Consider the following 17587-nt stretch of genomic DNA (forward strand, 5'->3'; position numbering starts at 1 on the left):
TTTAAGGTATAATCCACCCAGTTTTTTAATTACCTATCCAGTGCATAAACGAATGACAGTTAAAACATTTCATCCGGAATTAACCGAGAACAAAACCACTACTTTATCAACTCCAGCTAGAACGCTGTCTCAAAATCAGTCAGAGCTAACCGGTAAAGGTTCAAAAATTGGTTTTGTTTCATTAGGTTGCCCCAAAAATTTAGTGGATTCTGAACGTATTTTAACCCAACTCAGAACTGAAGGTTACGAAGTAGTGCCAAGTTATGATGACGCTGATATGGTGATTGTTAACACCTGTGGTTTTATCGACTCTGCCGTGCAGGAATCGTTAGATACCATTGGTGAAGCTTTGGCCGAAAATGGTAAAGTATTGGTGACCGGCTGTTTGGGTGCAAAAGAAGATGAAATTAGAGAAGTGCATCCAAATGTATTAGGCATTACCGGCCCACATGCGTATGAAAATGTTTTATCTCAAGTGCATCAGCATGTGCCAAAACCAGCCCATAACCCGTTTATTAATTTAGTGCCCGATCACGGCGTTAAACTAACCCCAAAACATTATGCTTATTTAAAAATATCCGAAGGCTGTAATCACAGATGTACATTTTGCATCATTCCGTCTATGCGAGGGGATTTAGACTCTCGCCCGATTGGTGATGTTTTAAATGAAGCGAAACGTTTAGCCGCTGCCGGTGTTAAAGAGTTATTGGTGATCTCACAAGACACCTCTGCCTACGGGGTAGACACTAAAGGCAAAACTTCTTTTTGGGACGGCATGCCACTAAAAACAAACTTTATGACTTTATGTGAGCAGTTAGGACAATTAGGGATTTGGGTTCGCCTGCATTATGTTTACCCATATCCGCATGTGGATGATGTTATTCCGTTAATGGCTCAGGGTAAAGTGCTCCCTTATTTAGATATTCCGTTTCAACATGCCAGTAAACGCATCTTAAAATTAATGAAACGCCCCGGTAATGTCGACAAAGTATTAGAACGAATTAAAAACTGGCGAACCATCTGCCCTGAGCTAGTTATTCGCTCAACCTTTATTGTTGGTTTTCCGGGTGAAACTGAAGAAGAGTTTGAAGAACTGTTGGAATTTTTAAAAGAAGCTCAACTTGACAGAGTTGGCTGTTTTAAATATTCACCGGTAGAGGGCGCGCAAGCAAACGAATTACCAGATCCGGTTTCAGAAGAGATAAAAGAAGCGCGATTCCACCGTTTTATGCAGCTTCAGCAAGAGATCAGTACAGCTCGACTAGCCACCCGAGTTGGTCAAACTTACGATATTTTAATTGACGAAGTAGATGAAGAAGGCGCAATTGGTCGCTGTTTTGCTGATGCGCCTGAGATTGATGGTTTAGTTTATTTAAATGACCAAACTCAACTTAATGTAGGTGATGTCGTTAAAGCTAAAATTGTTGCATCTGACGAATACGATCTTTGGGCGGAGCTAGTTTAACTAATCATCCCAAAATTAAACATAACGGCAGCTAAACTTTCAGTTAGCTGCCTTCCAGCCCTTTAGTTTTATTACATAAAAAACACAAATATTCCACCTCAAAAAAACATAAAACACATTTAACAAACCTTTAAAAAATAAATACTTATAAAGCATGTCTAAATTATTGACGAGTTAATTGAATTCTTTATGATAAATAATGAAAGCTAACAACTGCGTATAAGAATAGTCAATAAGCTACGAGCATAATGAAATAAGATTCGATTTATTTCACAAGCTAAAGGAGAAATAAATGAAAGCCGATGAGCAGGCAGACAAGGATCCAGCAATTGAACAGCTACTCAATAAAATGCCAAAAAACGTTGCCAATAGTTTTACGCAAGAACAACTTAATTATTTAACGTTGGCATTGAGTGCCCGTAAATGGGGACGGCACAAAATTGATCTCCGCAGAACCCTAAGCCTGCCCTTTAGTAGCCGCCAGTTCTATTTTGTATTCCTGTTTGGTAAAAATAGTCGAACTCTGTCACGAACTGAAAAGAATATATCAGCTCTGAGTGCGGTATTATGTATTAGCCTAAGTTTGATCCTGTTATCTGTAATTGGATTATTAATTTTATACTTAGCCAAATCTGCACTTGGCATAGATATATTTTCTGGCTTTTCACTAGGGATTTGGCACGATTTAAAGGGTTATTATGATGAATAAGATGGAACTCAACTCAACAATAAAACACAATCGTATATGTCAATTAAAACCAAACCTGTTAACAACCACAATTAGCGCAGCGTTATGTACTACAATCATGTTACCGGGGCAAGCTTTGTCTGCGCAGGAAAACGGCGTTAGCGCAAGGTTAAGCGGTGGTTTTAACTATGCTGATAATTTATTTCGCTCTACTGGCAATAAGCTCAAAGATAATTTCTTTTCTTTATCACCTAACCTTTATTTAACCGGTTTATCAGGTAAACATGAATTTAAATTCAATTATTTAGGTGATTATTATCAGTATAACGAATACGACAATTTGGATTATAACGAACACAAACTCATTGCCATCGCCGATTTAGATCATGGTTACCGCACTCAATCTAAATTCAGAGTCAGCTATTATACCGAGCGTGAAACCCCAGGCAGTAACGATGCGCCAAACGATATTCGCACCGAGTTTAATTTACGTCAGGCATTTGTTGCCAATGGTGAATTCAGTTACGGCAGAGACAGCAGCACAGGCCAGCTTGTTTTAGGTGTAGAGCACTTTAATTTAAACTATACCAATAACCAGCAAAGTTTCCGGGATTATGACCGCAATTCACTCAATGCGACTTTTTATTACAGAGTTGCACCAAAATCTCGCATTTTATTTGAAACCCGCTGGCAAGATTATCAATACGAGCCTCCTGCTGGGTTAATTGATAAATCCAGCAGCCGACAGTTTTTTTTAACCGGTTATGAATGGCAAATGACCGGACAAACCAAAAGCATTATCAAACTCGGTTACCGTAAGCAGGATTATAAAGATTCAACATTGAGTGATCAGGATAGTTTTTCACTTGAATCATCAATTCAGTGGCGCGCTAACGACTATACCCGCTACACCTTTATCGCCCGCCGTGAAGCTATTGAATCATCGTTAATTAATCGCCCAAGTTATATTCGTAACACTTTGAGATTAAACTTAAATTATGATGTTTCAGAGCGTAGCGAGTTAAGACTTGCATTAGCTATGTTAAATGATGAATTACAAAGTAACGACCCGGAATCAGAAGATTTAGGCGAAAACAATCGCTATCAATCCAGTATTACTTACACTTATTCATTTACCCGTAGTTTAGATGCTCAATTTAACTATTTATTTAATAAACGACGCTCAGATACCAATATAAATGAGTACACAGCTAATCAGTTCGGCTTAACCTTAACTGCAAAATTTTAACTGGTTAACAGATATGAATGACAAGCACAGATCATAAAATTAAGTTTGGTATCATACTTGCCTAAATTTTTTATAGGGTAACAAATGAGAGTAGTCATAATTTCTAAAAATTTAACGCGCAGAATAGATAGAGCTAAACCAATATAAATAGCGGTAATCAGCTCGTAATTCATATTGATTTAGCTCAAAAGGACTGTTTATTGAAGCTAATTAATTTTTAATAAACCAAGGTTAAATACAAAAAACAGGCTCTTAACTTCACAGAATGGAATTTACACAATGAAATGTATTGCCAAAATAATTTTATTTACAGCGCTTTTATTTCAACTCAGCAGTTTATATGCACAGGAGTTAACTAATTATCAGCTAGGCCCGGATGATAAAGTTAACATTAGCATTTTTAACGAACCTGATTTGGGTATTAACAATGCCAAAATTTCGGTTAATGGAACAGTATCTCTCCCCTTGATTGGGCAAGTAAAAATTGCCGGATTAACCACAGAACAAACAGAACAAAGACTGATAGGCATTTATCAAGATGGCTATTTAAAAAATCCCAGAGTGACAGTCTCGATTATCGAATACCGCCAGTTTTACATTAACGGTGAAATTAAATCGCCCGGCGGATACCACTACCGCGAAGGGTTAACCATTCAAAAAGCAATTTCTCTGGCGGGCGGTTTTACGCCCAGAGCAGACAAAGACAAAATAAAGCTGATCAGAGAAAATACAAATGGCAAAGTTGTATCGGTCAAACTGACAGATTCAGTTCAGCCCGGTGATCTTATTACCATTGATGAAAGTTTCTTTTAAGGAAGAAGATAAATGACTCAAAATTCCAAGTATACCTCATCGAAGGAAATTAACTTTGTAGAGCAAAGTCAAGGCATTGCCTTATTTGATATTGCAAAATTCTGGATGATCTTAAAACGCAATAAATGGATTATTGTATTGTGTGGCTTAATAGGTTTAGGCATTGCCGGTTTTTTAGCCCATAAAGCGATTCCAATCTATCAGGCCAGTGTAAAAATTCAGGCAGACCCGAATACGCCAAGTGCTATTTCAGGTAATCAGGCAGTATCGAGTACACCCCTTATTTTATTTTATGAAACGCAATACGAGATCATTCAATCCAGAACGGTTGCACAAAGTGTTGTTGAAAAATTGAATCTCGTTGAACGATACAAACAAGCACAGCAGGAGAAACGCTTACAAGCGGAAGATAAAAGTGTTTTAGAGGGCATAATTAGCCAAGCTAAACTCAAAGTAAATCAATTAATTAATGGAGAAAAACAAGCTGGCAATGGTACAGCCGTAGAAAAAGCTAGCCCGAGTGATGAACAAATTGCTCTACAAATAGCTCAAAAAATTCAGTCCGGCATCAAAGTCAGAGGCGGTAAAAAAAGCCAGATGATTGATATTAGCTATCAATCTGATGATCCAACGGTTGCGACAGAAATCGTCAATGCCGTTGCTGATGCTTATATTTCCTTTGAACTGCAAACCCGTTTAAGCCAAATCAAAGATACAGCTGGTTGGTTAAGCGATCAACTCACTGATCTAAAACAAAATTTAAAAGTATCAGAAGATAAATTACAAGCTTACAAACAGGATCAAGGCTTAGTTAATACTCAGCAACAACAGCAAATTGTCAATACACAACTATCTAACTTAAATACTGAGTTAATTAAGGCACAGACCCAGCATGCCGCAGCAAAAGAGTTATATAGTCAGGCGATGGAAGCACAAAACCGACACAATGGTTATTTATCACTCAGCCCTGTTATGCAAAATGCGGTAGTTAAAGACTTAGTTGCACAAGAAACCATGCTCTCAAATAAAGTTATCGAATTATCTGAGCGTTATGGTGAAAAGCATCCAAAAATGATTGCTGCCCGTTCAGATTTAAAAAATGCAACTGCCAACTTACAGCAAGAAGTTGCGAAAGTGATTAATAACATTGAAAAGCAATTTAATCTGACTCAGCTTCAGGTTAATAATATCAAAGCGTTAATTGAGCAAAACAAACAAGAGATTCAGTCTTTACAGGGTAATAATTTTGAACTTGCCCGTTTAGAGCGTGAAGTTGAAGAGAACCGCAGAGTATACGATTCGTTTGTAAAACGCTTAATGGAAGCCGATTTATCAGGCGAATATGAAGCCTCAAATATTAAAATTATTGATAAAGCAACTTTACCTAAAAAGCCAATTAAGCCGAATAAAAAAATGATGTTAGCAACTGGCGTAATTTTTGGGCTTATTTTTGCAGCGGTTTTAATCTTTGTAAAAGAATCACTTGAACGTAGTTTCCAAACCCCAGAAAACCTTGAAAACAAACTTAAAATTTCAGCGTTGGGGATTACTGAAAAAATTAAAAGTGTGAAGAAACAAGGCAAACCAGAGGTCCAGTATTTAACGAATAACCGCTCTACTTTTGCCGAATCGATTAATACGATCAGAACTGGGATTCTATTTAATCAAATAGATAATCCACCAAAAACCATTCTGATCACCTCAAGTACAGGCTCAGAAGGTAAATCAACTTTAGCAGCTAATTTGGCATTTGCGTTTAGCCAACTCGATAAAACTTTATTACTTGAGTTAGATTTACGTAAGCCATCTCTAGTTAATACCTTAAAACTGGACAATCCACTTGGGTTAAGTGAAATATTAACTGAGCGAGTAGATTTTCTTCAAGCGACTAATCAAATGCCCGGTTTAAATAACTTAGATATTATTCACTCTGGCGAAATTCCAAAAAATCCGCTTGAGTTAATTTCGTCGAAACGTTTTAGTTATTTTTTGGAAAGCTTAAAGCAAGAATATACTCATATTATTATCGACAGCCCGCCCGTTTTACCGGTTAGTGATGCCTGTGTATTAGCGCAAATGTCTGATGCAGTTATTTTAGCGGTACAAGCAAACAATACTAAAATATCAACTGCACAAGAAAGCATAAAACGCTTGCACAAAGCCAATGCCAACATTACCGGTGGTGTACTAACCGCAGTACATCCAGAAAAAATGTACTATTATGGTGAGTATCAATATCAGGCGGAATATTATGGTTATCAGGCGACCTAACTCGCAACTATGATAGATATTCACAGTCATATTCTACCCAGAGTAGATGATGGTGTTCAAAACCTGAATGATGCGTTAGACATGCTCAGCTTAGCTGAGCAAAACGGGGTAACCACACAAGTGCTTACCCCGCACATTCATACCGATCGTTACCCAAACGATCTAACCAGTTTAACCCCTCAATTTTTAAGCTTTCGCGATATTGTCGCGTTAGAAAATATCAATATTAAGCTACTACTGGCGGCTGAAGTCAGACTAGAACCTAATCTCATTCAGCTGGTTAAAAAAAACACATTACCTATTTTAGGCATACATCAAGGCTATAAAATATTTCTGCTGGAATTTCCGCGATTAGGTTTACCAGCCGGTTATAAAAACTTAATTGAATGGCTGTTAATCCAAAAATACAAACCCGTGATTGTCCACCCTGAGCGCATTCAAGCTTTTATCGATAATCCTCAAATTTTGCTTAGGCTAATCAATTTAGGCTGCTTAACTCAAGTGACAGCGTCCAGTTTATTAGGTAAATTTGGCAACCAAGCACAATTTTTAGCAGAACAGCTCTTGCTCGATAATCATGTACATGCAATTGCATCGGATTGTCATAATATGAAAGGAAGAGCACCAGATTTGCTACAGGGAGTGACTGCAGCCAGTGAAATTATTGGGGAAAAAGCTGCGCTTAATTTAGTCTCTAATCAAACACAGCAATTAATTACAAAAAATCCTTTTTTAAATTAACTGGCTGGGGTTTCATCCATTTCAATTACTTCTGCCGGTTTATTAACCCCAGTTCCAGCGCTACCACACCGTTTACTTAAGGCTATTCCCTCGCCTGTATACTGATTAGCTCTTAGCCAAACCGTTTTAAAATAATCATTAACAAAAGTAGTAACTAAACAAACACCTATTGCTTTTTTATCAAAAATATTAATTTTATTATCAAAAATTTGAGTGTTTCCGTGTCCGACTGAAATCCCCAGCGGGCGATACCCAGAGCGATTAGTCACACCTGAAATATCATTATTAATCACCTGATAATCACCACCTATCAAAAAGTTATCTTCAATACCAACAGTAATCGCTCCATTAAACTTCAAATTTATATCCCTGATAATGTTATTTTCAATTCTTACCTGCTGCGCATTGGTTTTTATATCAATAGCCTCTGCGGTGGTATGAGTAATTGTATTATTCCTAACCATAATATTACTGACAGGGACGGTAGCTTTAAGTGAACCATCTCCAACATATATAGCTTCTCCGTACTGAGCATTTTTTTTACCTGTTTGCTCTATATAATTGTCTTCAATAATATAATTTGAGCCGCCCGCATGTTTTGGTCTAACGGATAAGGCTTCCTGTCCAACATTATAAACATGTAAGTTTGCTAGTCTTATGTCACTGGAATCAACAACTCGAACCCCGTATAACCCTCCATGAATTGAAAAGCCAACTAGCTCAATATTTTTACTTGATTCGATCAGAACGCCTGCACCACGGTAATCTGAATTTTCAATATTAACGACGTGCTCACCTGTCACAGGCTGAATAGTCAGTTTACCTACACCTGGAGTAAAATTTTTGATTTCAAATGAGGCTTGCTGTTGATTGGTCAAACAAATAACATCATTGGCTTGATATACACCAATGGCTTGTTCTACTGTTTCATACACTGGAATATTATTACCACCTAGGTTACTTGAAGTAACCCCATTTTCTACATGGGCATTAACAAGTTTTGTACAAGTTTTTAAGTTCAATTCTGCACATGCACTAGCACAGAAAAAAAATGAGCTTAAAAATAACAATTTTAAAATTGACTGAAATTTATAATCTGCTTTTGGACTAAACATAGTCATGACTCCTCTTCTATTGGATTAACGAGTCCTTCTTACAATTGACTATACTGACAACTGTAAGTTCTCCATTGATAATTCAGATTATTATTGTTGTTAGATAAATGTGCTGTTATGCATATAACAGCACAAAGTTAAGATTTTATAGAGACATTCAGCATCGAACGTGTAGGCATAAATCGGACAAACATAAAATCAGTACGAGCGACAATTGCAATCAACACAAACCAAGAAAACTTATATAGCATCATAGAGCTTTCAAACATTGAATGCAGCATAATAAAAGCCAGAATGAGTAGCTCATATCTTTCAAATAAATACTGCCCTTTATAAATACTAACAAACATTGCCGAAAATAAAACCAATAAACCAACTGTTCCGATGTTTGTAATAATATGCAACATGCCATTGTGCGCACTGTTTAAAACCGTAAAAAAGGAATACTCAATATCAAAAATTTCCCGAACTTCACCAACCGCCCAGTATGCCCCATAACCAACGCCATAGAGCTGTTTAACGCCCATATCCTCAAAAATCATACTCCAGATTTCGCCGCGGCCAGTAAATAGTTCAGGATCAAGAATACTGGCATACCAATCTAAAATATTTTCCCCAATCAAATAAAAGTAAATCGGAAAAATAGCAAAGATAAAAATATAAATAGCCAGTACAGAGATAACAAACCGGAAAATGTATTTATTTTGAAATAAAGCAACCCCAGCCAATAAAATGGAAAATGCAATACTACTTTTTGAATGGCTTGCTAATAATAAAAGCAACCAAATAACAGCCAATACTAAAATCCAAAAATTGCGAGCCACTCTAGATTGTAAATATAAGCCTAAACACATTAAAAAATTCACCGAGGCAATAGCTCCAAATGCATTTTTGCTCGATGCAATCCCTTTAAATGCCCCAGATAAATCCACGCCACCAAAAGGTACACTAGCAATATTAGCGAACAGTAAAACCCCTGAGTATAAAATTAAATAATATTCGAGCTTTTCACTTTGATAAGTTAGCCCATACAAAATCACAATCGAATAACTGGCTAACAATAATAATAAACAGCGAGTAGTCGAAATAGCCGGATATTCGCTGTATAAAACAGAGCCAAACGCTAAAATAATACTGATAAGCCAAGTTGAGGTTAACCCTGGGCGAAATACATGCTGAACGGTTGCTAATGCGTACAAAGCAACCGTTCCTAAAAATAAACCAATCCAAAATAACGACCGGGTATTAAAGCCGCCCCCAGATGAACCAGCGCCTCCTATTTCGGCGTTCATAACCGAGCCGGTTTTTAAGTCAGGTGTAAAAAAGTCACATAAAAACAGTAGGGCTAATACCAGCATCAGCCCATGAATCCAGTGGCCACGTTCACCTAAATGATTGATCATTTACTAACCCTTTTCACCATTATACGTAAATAATAAGCGCCAAAACCGGATACGATTAACATGACAAACAAGTACGGGAAACTGACCAAGTCATAATGTTTTAAAACAAACGTCACCGGTAAATGTACCAAATAAATTTCCAGACAATGATCAGACATAAACTTAATGGCTTTTTTAAGTGGTGAAATCTGATACATCACCTCGCCCGGCTTTGTTCTGGCTACAGATAACATAAACCAACAAAAAGCAATAATCCCTACGTGCTGAATTAACTGAGTTTCAGTTGCAATAGATTTAGTTAACAGGTACTTACTCACATACACAGACACAAACCCAATAATCACAATTGCTAAAGCCGCAGTCCAGTTAATTGTTTTAAAACGCTCAGCCGCTAACATACCTAACATCATAACGATAAAATAAAATATCAGTCTGAAAGGTAAAGATTCAATCACAAATCTATCTAAGTCCAATACAGTGCAATAAACAGCCAAGTAGCTAATAATACTTAAAATCAGAATAGTTTTTACCGACGAAATTTGAACTGGGAATACTTTAAACACCAGAAAAATAACAATGTAAAAAATTAAAATGGCCCGTAAAAACCAATAAATTCCTAACGGATAAAAAATGTGGCTGGCTAACCCTAAAACGTTATTAAACTGAATAGCACCAATTAACCATAATACCGGAATGGTTAACACCAAACCGCCCCAATACGAGGGGTAAATACGTGAACATCGCTTATGAAGCCACTGCGAAAAAGTAATATCCGGTGTCGACTTTAAGCTAAACCATAAGCCATAGCCCGATGCAAAAAAGAAAAGTGAATTACCTAATGCCCCGCCAGTTGCTAACGGACGAATTGCTGAAGGTAAAAAAGCATCAATATGGGATAAAACAACAAAAAATACAGCAAGTGCCTTTAACACTTCCGTGTCAAACCGAACACTCGATAAATTAACCTTATTCATACAAGTTTCCTTTCATTATTATTAACTTGATTTAAGTTTTGTGTGTGATTCCATTAACCCTTTGGTTGCGAAATAGATAAGCGCGACCAGAGCAAAACTAGCTGCACTGATAACAGATGATTGATACAGGGCTGACAGCATAGTTTCTGCATTTTGCTCAACCCGCCAATGGATGAGTAAGTTACAATACGGCAATAAAATTAAAAGCGAAATAAGCCAGAACCTAAAATGCAAACCAGTTTTGAAAACCATAAATTGCAGCAAAATAAAACACTGTAAGTAGTTAATAATAAATGCACTTACCAGTAGTAAACATAAAAGTTCAAGGTCATGCCAATACACCCCTAAACTAATTGCAGTCACATTAGTTGCCGCCGAAAATAAACCACACCAAAGCTGCTGTTTGGTAAAACCAAACGCCTGATACACCCCACCGGTTGAACTTAATACCATTTGCAGCGGAATACTCACAGCTAACAAGCTTAATATAGGTGCAGTTTGATGCCACTGAGCGCCAAACATAATAAATACCACATCATCGGCCGCCCAAAACAATACAAAAGCAACCGCACAACCCAATAAAGCCAGCTTATAAATCACCCGATAATAAGCCGTTTCTACCAGCTCTGGTTGCCCTTTATATTTAGTTAAAACCGGCTGTAATGCAGGCGTGATTGCAAAAGTAAATAATTGCAGTGGATACCGCATCACCTGATACGATTTTTCATAAAAACCTATGGTCGCAGCCCCAAAATATTTAGTGATTAATAACGTATCTAAATTCCGCGAGAAAAAGTTAACCAACTGAAATAAAAACTGAAATTTAGCAAAATCAAAAAAGAGCTTAATCGCACCAATTTGTTTACCAAATTTAGGTCGGCCTAATGTGGTATTACCTGCTTTAAGGTAATAAAAAATCAGCCTAAATAATGGGGTTAAAGCAAATTTCATTGCTAAAGCGATAAACCCAAAATCGGCATAATACATAGCAATACAAACCGAAAACGCGACTAATTCAGCAAAAATTTCAGCTTGTGCCATTGCTAAAAACTTAGCATCTTTTTGCAAACAAGCCGCAGGCAACATAGATAAAGCAGATGAAAATACCGACACCGCCAACACATAAACTAAGGTTTCATATTCAGCTAACCCTAACCAGTTTAATAACCCTGAACCAAATAATAAAAAGATCAGCGTTAAACCGCAGGCAAATAAAAAGGTAAACGAAAACAAACCATCACGAATATCGCGATCAATTTTATCCTGATAAACCACTGCCGGGGCTAAGCCAGAGTTAGAAACCAACTGAAAAAACATCACCAGCATTTGCACCGCAGCCAGCGCACCAAACATTTCAGGGGTAAAAATACGCGACAATACAGCCAGCGATAAAATCTGGAAAATATACAAACTATATTTTCCAGTTAAGCTGTGAATAATCGCGCGGTTAAGCTCTTTATTAAGTTTGCTCATGTATCAGACTCATACCCTAAAATTAAGCAGACAAAAACTGATTCATCTGTTTTGCCATTGAATAATTAATGGTATCTACCGGCTCAGCTAAAATAGGCTGGCGTTTTAAGTCGGATACATCCAAAGCCGGAAATGCCTGCTCCGGCATAATTACATCAAATAAATGACTTTTTATTTCATTCGCAATTTGTAATTGATGATCGTCCGAAAACTCATTGTATTTAGCTACCCGCGGTACAAAAATGACTTTTTTCTGATAACTCAGCATTAAATTAATACTGCCAATACCACAGTGACTAATCACTAAACTGGCTTGTTTCACCCAATCTTCCATCTCAGAGCGACTCATCATTTCCACCACTTTAGCATTAGGCGGTAATTGAATTAATTTGTTATGGCCAACTTGTAAAACCCAATAAACAGAATCGTCTGCATATAACGGATTTTGATACAAAAGCTCAAACAAACGCTCAAAACCATACTGATTTGTACCCACAGTCACTAAAATGACCGGTTTATCCGCCGGAGCCTGCTGTTTAGTATTATTCACTGGGTTTTCACCCAAAATATCAAAACACTTACCAATAAACTGCACATTATTTTGCTGAGCAATATTTTCCCACTGGCTAAAAAATTGATCATACAATTTATATTTTTTAATCAGTTTACCGGTATTAGAAAGCTCAACGACCCGCGATAAAGTATCTAAATAAACAAATTTAATCGGTAATAATTTACACAATAATGCAAACGGTAAAACAATCGGACCACCGGTTGAAAACACTGCTTTCGGGCGCTCTTTTAACAAAACATAAAGTGCAAAAAAGATATTAAAAAAGTGAATTAGTGCATTATGTTGAGTATCTTTAATCTGATAAATTTTACTCAGTTTAGGGTGGCTAATATTGACTTTATTAGACACCAAAACCAGATTATCGCAGCAACTGGTTGCACACATTGCCTGTGTTAAATGCCCGCCCGCTGAAGCAACTACCAATACTTTATTTTTACTTGTATTTTTTTGTGCGCTCATACCGAGTACCTCCCTAAAATAATATTAAGCTGTTAATCTTACTTGCTCATACAGCTTGTCTAACTCAGCAATGGTTTTATCCTGCCAGTCTTTTGGCATTTCTTCGCCCAAACAGTTTTCAAGCTCTATGGTTAAGCTGACAAAAGACAAAGAATCAGCATGCAAAGAGTTAAAACTATCAGCAGGCTGAATATCTTTTTTATTTAAAATGTCACGGTAAAGCTGCAAGATGCTTTCCCAATCAGATTGATTAAGCTCTAAAATATCGGTGATTTTGCCAATCAAAGATTGCCACACTGGTGGTTTTTCTTTAATTTCGTCATCGGCCAGTATTTGTTTAAAATCATATTTGCCACTTGCCATTAAAGGCAGTTCTGAATAAAAACGTACGGTAAAGACTGATTCAGGTAATCCATAACGGCTGGCAACATCACTGATAAGCTGCGCTGAAATTTGCTCATTGTTCGCCATTTCCAACGCAATAATGACTTTTTGGTCGGTGCCTGTGACCGCACTTTGGCTATAGGTTAATTTGATATAACTTTGAATTTCATCCAGATTAATTCTTAAACCATATAATTTTACAAAGCGCTTAGTTCGGCCAACGATATAAAATAAATCATGGTCAGTAAAACAAGCAATATCACCGGTTAACAGCCGATCTGGCGTTTCATCTAACGCTAAATCCGCTGGTTTTTCGGCATAACCCATCATCACGTTTGGCCCTTGATAAACCAGCTCGCCGGGTTTGTCTTTTTCGGTAATGGTTTGGCCGTTTTCATCCAATAAACTTAATGTACCGCCCGGAATCGCCCGACCAATACAACCCGGATGCGTTTCAATTAATTCTGGAGGTAAGTAGGAAATGCGTGGCGCTGCCTCGGTTTGGCCATACATCACAAAAAATTCAACTTCTGCGGCTTTACACAGATTAGAAAATTCTGTCACTAACTTAGCTTCCAGTTTGCCACCCGCCTGAGTGATATAGCGCAGGCTCGGATATTTAGTTATCTCAAAGTTTTTCTGCAATAAGCTTTCAAAGGTATAAGGCACACCTGCAAAACTGGTTGCATGATAGCTATTTACATCGTCCCAAAACTCAGCGCTAATCACGTTATGCTGAGTTAAAATAACACTTGCGCCTACCGCCAAGTGTGAATTTAAAACTGATAGGCCATACGAGTAATGCAGCTTAAGGTGAGATAAAGCTTTATCTGCTGCAGTTAATTTTAAATATTCAGCAATAGAAGCAGCATTTGCCTGAATATTTTGTTGTGAAAGCTTAACAAACTTAGGTGTACCAGTTGAGCCAGAGGTAGATAACAATAAAGCCAAATCAGAATGTAGCTCAAATGCTTCACGGTTAAACTCAATAATATCACCATCGGCTTTTAACAATAAATTGGGGCGATATAAATCAATCAGTTGTTTGGTTTTTACATCATCCATTTTCTCTAATAGATAAACAACATGCAGCCCTCTTAAACAAGCCAGATAATCGACAATCGACTGAATATTGTTGTTCGCTTCTACAAAAATGAGTTTGCGCTGCTCGCCTAAGTCCCGCATGCGGGCGTTTACTAATTCATTTAACTGGGCATAAGTGACCGACTGATTAACGGCCACATCATGCACCGCAATATTATCTGCATATTCTGGGTTATAGTTAAAAAACATAGCCTTTCCTCCGTCCATGTATTAATTGATTTTATTTGGCCAATAGATAACGATTGACTGGTTTTTCAAGTATTCGGGAAAGTAAACTGCAAATACCAACAACAATCGCCGCAGCTAAACCAACCCATAAAAGCCCTGCTAATCCATTTGGAAAGTCCACCATCCGGCATAACTTAACAAAATAAATATGAGTGCTGAAAATGATCAAAGTGTGTTTTGCTAAAAACTGCATTACCGGATTACTCGGCAACCAACTTGCAACTAATACTGCAAGCCAAGTACCAAACATCGCAGTGAATAAATAAATAAGTGGATTCTCACCAAATTGACGGGCATTTAAATTACTGCGGCCATTTTGCAACGTAAAATATAGCCAAAGCACAGTAGCGAATGCGATACCGACTAATACAATGATTCTTTTTTTCGTCAATAAATCGGTTAATTGGGGCAAAATATAAGGGCTTAAGGTTTGATAATGCTGCTTAAATAAAGCGCCCAAATACATAAAAAATACGGCTACTCCGGCAATATCAAAACACCAAGGCAACCTTAATCCTTGATAACTCACACTAAAAATAAAATAAGCCGAAACTAACAGCATTATTATTTTTTCAGGCAATTTAAGTAACAAAAAGAATACGGCTAAACTGGTTATTAATAGAGGGAAATACCAAAGTGGCCCATTTCCATGAATAAACCACCTTTGCTCACCATGCACTCCATATAAACTGGCAAAAAGTGCAGTAAATACATCGGCCATTTGCCCACTGTTAAACCAAACAATCGCCATCCACAATAAAATCGAAAGTAAAGAGAAGCCAAGATACAAACGCAGATAAGGCGATAAGTAGTGTTTATTAAATGCGTCTAAATTGGATGATTTTAATTTAGCCGAGACCAAAAAGCCGGTTAAGAACAAAAAAACAGGTAAATGAAATACATATATTAAGGTTTTAACATGCCCGTGTAGCGCAGCAAAATGCCCAAGTACCACTAAAAAAATGGCGATGGCTTTAGCATTATCAACCCATAAATAACGACTCATATATCCTGTTTTCCTATCCCTTTGTTTATAAATTATTATTTTTTAGTTTAAACACCGATAAAACGCTTGGTGTGATGGCTAAACATTAATTTCAACACAACAAATACTGAAAGTGATGCCAGTGTAATGATCACAAATGACATTAAAACGGCAGCCAAACCTTCAAATTCAAGATGTGTTACCCGATAAAATACGCGGATTGCACCGGAGAAATAGCCGTGGATAAAAAACAAAAAGAAACTTAACCGCGCAAACATATCAAGCCATCTATTTTTATAGTCAAAATACTGTTTGCAAAAGGCCAGCATTAATACCGTCAAACCTAGCTTAAGCAGTAAATCGATTGACGATGTCATTTCAACCGATAACGACACCATCACAATAAAGGCTAACCAAACTAACCCTAATACCAAGCTGAATGGACTAAAGGTTTCATAGATTTTTTTGTATTTAACCAACAACATCCCTAACAAATAGGCCGGCATAAAATACACAAAAGATTCTAGCGCGTTTTCATTAAATTCCGGACGGCCAGTGTAATAAGCTGCTACCAGGCTCACAAAAAAAGCAATTGGCAGAGTCCATTTATTATTAATCATCAGTAATAAAGGGCTGGAAAGGTAAAACAAAATAATCATTGGAATAAACCAAAGTGGCCCTAAGTGAGCACCTGTCACTAATAAATAACCCGCCTGCTCAAAAACATTAAGCTGTTGCAACCAAGCCAAATCAACCCAGCGGTGTACCTGTTTATATTCAAAAATAAATAACATAATAGCCGGAATTGAAATAAAGAAATAAGGTACAAGTACCGCATAAAACTTATTTTTTAAAAACTGAACATAATTAAAATTAACGGATAAAAAAGAAAACAAATAACCCGCTACCGCAACAAACAGCAAGGTTGAGTTCTCTAATAAAACATCCAGCATATAAACCAAAAATGAATCATTTGATGGCACAGCAGACACAGCATGTGCCATCATGACCATTAAGATAGCGATCCCTCGAAAGTTATTTACAAATTGCATGGTTAGCTCCTTGTTCTCCAATTCAGGCTTGTCGATACAAGCTGATATTTATTAATGTAATTTTATTAAGCTTGTTTAAGCTCGGTTATCTCGCCTGTATGCTCGCGCATTTTGATAACTTTTGCAGGCACACCAGCTACAATTGCGTAGTCAGGCACATTTTTTGTTACCACAGCACCAGCCCCCACAATCACCCCTTTCCCAATTGACACTCCAGGCATAACCACAACATTGCGCCCAAGCCAAACATCATCACCAATAACCACGCCTTTTTCTTCACGATAGCCTTGCAACGACATTGGAATATCAGTGCGAGCAAATTCATGCATCCGGCTCATAATGGTGACATTCGGCGCAATTAACACATCATTTCCAATATCCGCTTTTTCAATATAAACATTCTCATTAATCCGGCAGCCGTACCCAAACGAAACACGCTTGCCATTGGCAATATAAATATTGTGTCCCAACATGGATTCATTCGGCCCTTTTTGCATAATTTTCAGAATGTTTTCAAAGTACCAAACTCGCCATTTTGAAAATAAACTAGTAAAACGTGCCGAAGGTAATTTGGCAAATATGGCATAATAAATAGCAATTTTAAGCATT

15 protein-coding genes are annotated in these 17587 nt (G+C 37.2%); 6 read left to right on the forward strand and 9 right to left on the reverse strand.

The genetic code is table 11. The annotated features are described in order from the left end of the window. Positions 1–52 precede the first annotated feature (52 nt). From rimO to N7931_RS04120, 6 genes are all read left to right on the forward strand, one after another. Positions 53–1465: a 30S ribosomal protein S12 methylthiotransferase RimO gene (gene rimO / locus N7931_RS04095; protein WP_262792130.1), complete on the forward strand. Its 1413-nt coding sequence runs from the start codon at positions 53–55 to the stop codon at positions 1463–1465. 292 nt (positions 1466–1757) lie between these two features. Further along, positions 1758–2174: a 3-phosphoshikimate 1-carboxyvinyltransferase gene (locus tag N7931_RS04100; protein ID WP_262792132.1), complete on the forward strand. Its 417-nt coding sequence runs from the start codon at positions 1758–1760 to the stop codon at positions 2172–2174. Continuing rightward, the gene (locus N7931_RS04105) at positions 2164–3402 is read left to right on the forward strand and encodes an outer membrane beta-barrel protein (RefSeq protein ID WP_262792133.1); all 1239 of its coding nucleotides are present in this window, start codon (positions 2164–2166) and stop codon (positions 3400–3402) included. The genes N7931_RS04100 and N7931_RS04105 overlap by 11 nt, the downstream gene beginning before the upstream one ends. Positions 3403–3681: 279 nt before the next feature. Continuing rightward, a complete protein-coding gene (locus N7931_RS04110; protein WP_262792135.1) occupies positions 3682–4215 on the forward strand; it encodes a polysaccharide biosynthesis/export family protein in 534 nt (177 codons plus the stop codon). 12 nt (positions 4216–4227) lie between these two features. After that, a complete protein-coding gene (locus N7931_RS04115; RefSeq protein WP_262792137.1) occupies positions 4228–6486 on the forward strand; it encodes a GumC family protein in 2259 nt (752 codons plus the stop codon). Between the two features lie 9 nt (positions 6487–6495). After that, positions 6496–7227, forward strand: a complete 732-nt coding sequence (locus N7931_RS04120) for a tyrosine-protein phosphatase (RefSeq protein WP_262792139.1) — start codon at positions 6496–6498, stop codon at positions 7225–7227. Here the strand turns inward: N7931_RS04120 and N7931_RS04125 are convergent. The 9 genes from N7931_RS04125 to N7931_RS04165 form a co-directional block, all read right to left on the reverse strand. Further along, positions 7224–8297 (reverse strand): right-handed parallel beta-helix repeat-containing protein, encoded by a 1074-nt coding sequence (locus tag N7931_RS04125; RefSeq protein ID WP_262792141.1) that lies wholly within the window; start codon positions 8295–8297, stop codon positions 7224–7226. The genes N7931_RS04120 and N7931_RS04125 overlap by 4 nt on opposite strands. A 182-nt stretch (positions 8298–8479) precedes the next feature. Continuing rightward, positions 8480–9745 (reverse strand): O-antigen ligase family protein, encoded by a 1266-nt coding sequence (locus N7931_RS04130; RefSeq protein ID WP_262792142.1) that lies wholly within the window; start codon positions 9743–9745, stop codon positions 8480–8482. Continuing rightward, entirely contained in the window at positions 9742–10719 is a 978-nt protein-coding gene (locus tag N7931_RS04135) for an acyltransferase family protein (protein ID WP_262792143.1), read from the reverse strand. Before N7931_RS04135 ends, N7931_RS04130 begins: the two co-directional genes overlap by 4 nt. Before the next feature lie 21 nt (positions 10720–10740). Further along, positions 10741–12192, reverse strand: a complete 1452-nt coding sequence (locus N7931_RS04140; protein WP_262792144.1) for an oligosaccharide flippase family protein — start codon at positions 12190–12192, stop codon at positions 10741–10743. Positions 12193–12214: 22 nt separating this feature from the next. Next, on the reverse strand, positions 12215–13225 hold the full coding sequence (locus tag N7931_RS04145; protein ID WP_262792145.1) for a glycosyltransferase: 1011 nt from the start codon (positions 13223–13225) through the stop codon (positions 12215–12217). Positions 13226–13249: 24 nt separating this feature from the next. After that, positions 13250–14902, reverse strand: a complete 1653-nt coding sequence (locus tag N7931_RS04150; RefSeq protein WP_262792146.1) for a non-ribosomal peptide synthetase — start codon at positions 14900–14902, stop codon at positions 13250–13252. Between the two features lie 31 nt (positions 14903–14933). Continuing rightward, positions 14934–15947 carry an acyltransferase family protein gene (locus N7931_RS04155; RefSeq protein ID WP_262792147.1) on the reverse strand — a complete coding sequence of 338 codons (1014 nt, stop codon included), beginning with the start codon at positions 15945–15947 and terminating at the stop codon, positions 14934–14936. Between the two features lie 47 nt (positions 15948–15994). Next, entirely contained in the window at positions 15995–16978 is a 984-nt protein-coding gene (locus N7931_RS04160) for an acyltransferase family protein (RefSeq protein ID WP_262792148.1), read from the reverse strand. A gap of 65 nt (positions 16979–17043) precedes the next feature. Further along, positions 17044–17586, reverse strand: a complete 543-nt coding sequence (locus tag N7931_RS04165) for an acyltransferase (RefSeq protein WP_262792149.1) — start codon at positions 17584–17586, stop codon at positions 17044–17046. Position 17587: the final 1 nt, after the last annotated feature.

This window comes from Catenovulum sp. 2E275, from assembly GCF_025515275.1.
Classification (GTDB): domain Bacteria; phylum Pseudomonadota; class Gammaproteobacteria; order Enterobacterales; family Alteromonadaceae; genus Catenovulum.

What these genes read in the sequence shown, in the direction of transcription:
- N7931_RS04115 (WP_262792137.1), top strand. Translation starts at nt 4,228, where the DNA reads ATGACTCAAAATTCCAAGTATACCTCATCGAAGGAAATTAACTTTGTA.
- N7931_RS04160 (WP_262792148.1), bottom strand. Translation starts at nt 16,978, where the DNA reads ATGCAATTTGTAAATAACTTTCGAGGGATCGCTATCTTAATGGTCATG.
- N7931_RS04150 (WP_262792146.1), bottom strand. Translation starts at nt 14,902, where the DNA reads ATGTTTTTTAACTATAACCCAGAATATGCAGATAATATTGCGGTGCAT.
- rimO (WP_262792130.1), top strand. Translation starts at nt 53, where the DNA reads ATGACAGTTAAAACATTTCATCCGGAATTAACCGAGAACAAAACCACT.
- N7931_RS04130 (WP_262792142.1), bottom strand. Translation starts at nt 9,745, where the DNA reads ATGATCAATCATTTAGGTGAACGTGGCCACTGGATTCATGGGCTGATG.
- N7931_RS04140 (WP_262792144.1), bottom strand. Translation starts at nt 12,192, where the DNA reads ATGAGCAAACTTAATAAAGAGCTTAACCGCGCGATTATTCACAGCTTA.
- N7931_RS04100 (WP_262792132.1), top strand. Translation starts at nt 1,758, where the DNA reads ATGAAAGCCGATGAGCAGGCAGACAAGGATCCAGCAATTGAACAGCTA.
- N7931_RS04155 (WP_262792147.1), bottom strand. Translation starts at nt 15,947, where the DNA reads ATGAGTCGTTATTTATGGGTTGATAATGCTAAAGCCATCGCCATTTTT.
- N7931_RS04165 (WP_262792149.1), bottom strand. Translation starts at nt 17,586, where the DNA reads ATGCTTAAAATTGCTATTTATTATGCCATATTTGCCAAATTACCTTCG.
- N7931_RS04105 (WP_262792133.1), top strand. Translation starts at nt 2,164, where the DNA reads ATGATGAATAAGATGGAACTCAACTCAACAATAAAACACAATCGTATA.
- N7931_RS04110 (WP_262792135.1), top strand. Translation starts at nt 3,682, where the DNA reads ATGAAATGTATTGCCAAAATAATTTTATTTACAGCGCTTTTATTTCAA.
- N7931_RS04120 (WP_262792139.1), top strand. Translation starts at nt 6,496, where the DNA reads ATGATAGATATTCACAGTCATATTCTACCCAGAGTAGATGATGGTGTT.
- N7931_RS04135 (WP_262792143.1), bottom strand. Translation starts at nt 10,719, where the DNA reads ATGAATAAGGTTAATTTATCGAGTGTTCGGTTTGACACGGAAGTGTTA.
- N7931_RS04145 (WP_262792145.1), bottom strand. Translation starts at nt 13,225, where the DNA reads ATGAGCGCACAAAAAAATACAAGTAAAAATAAAGTATTGGTAGTTGCT.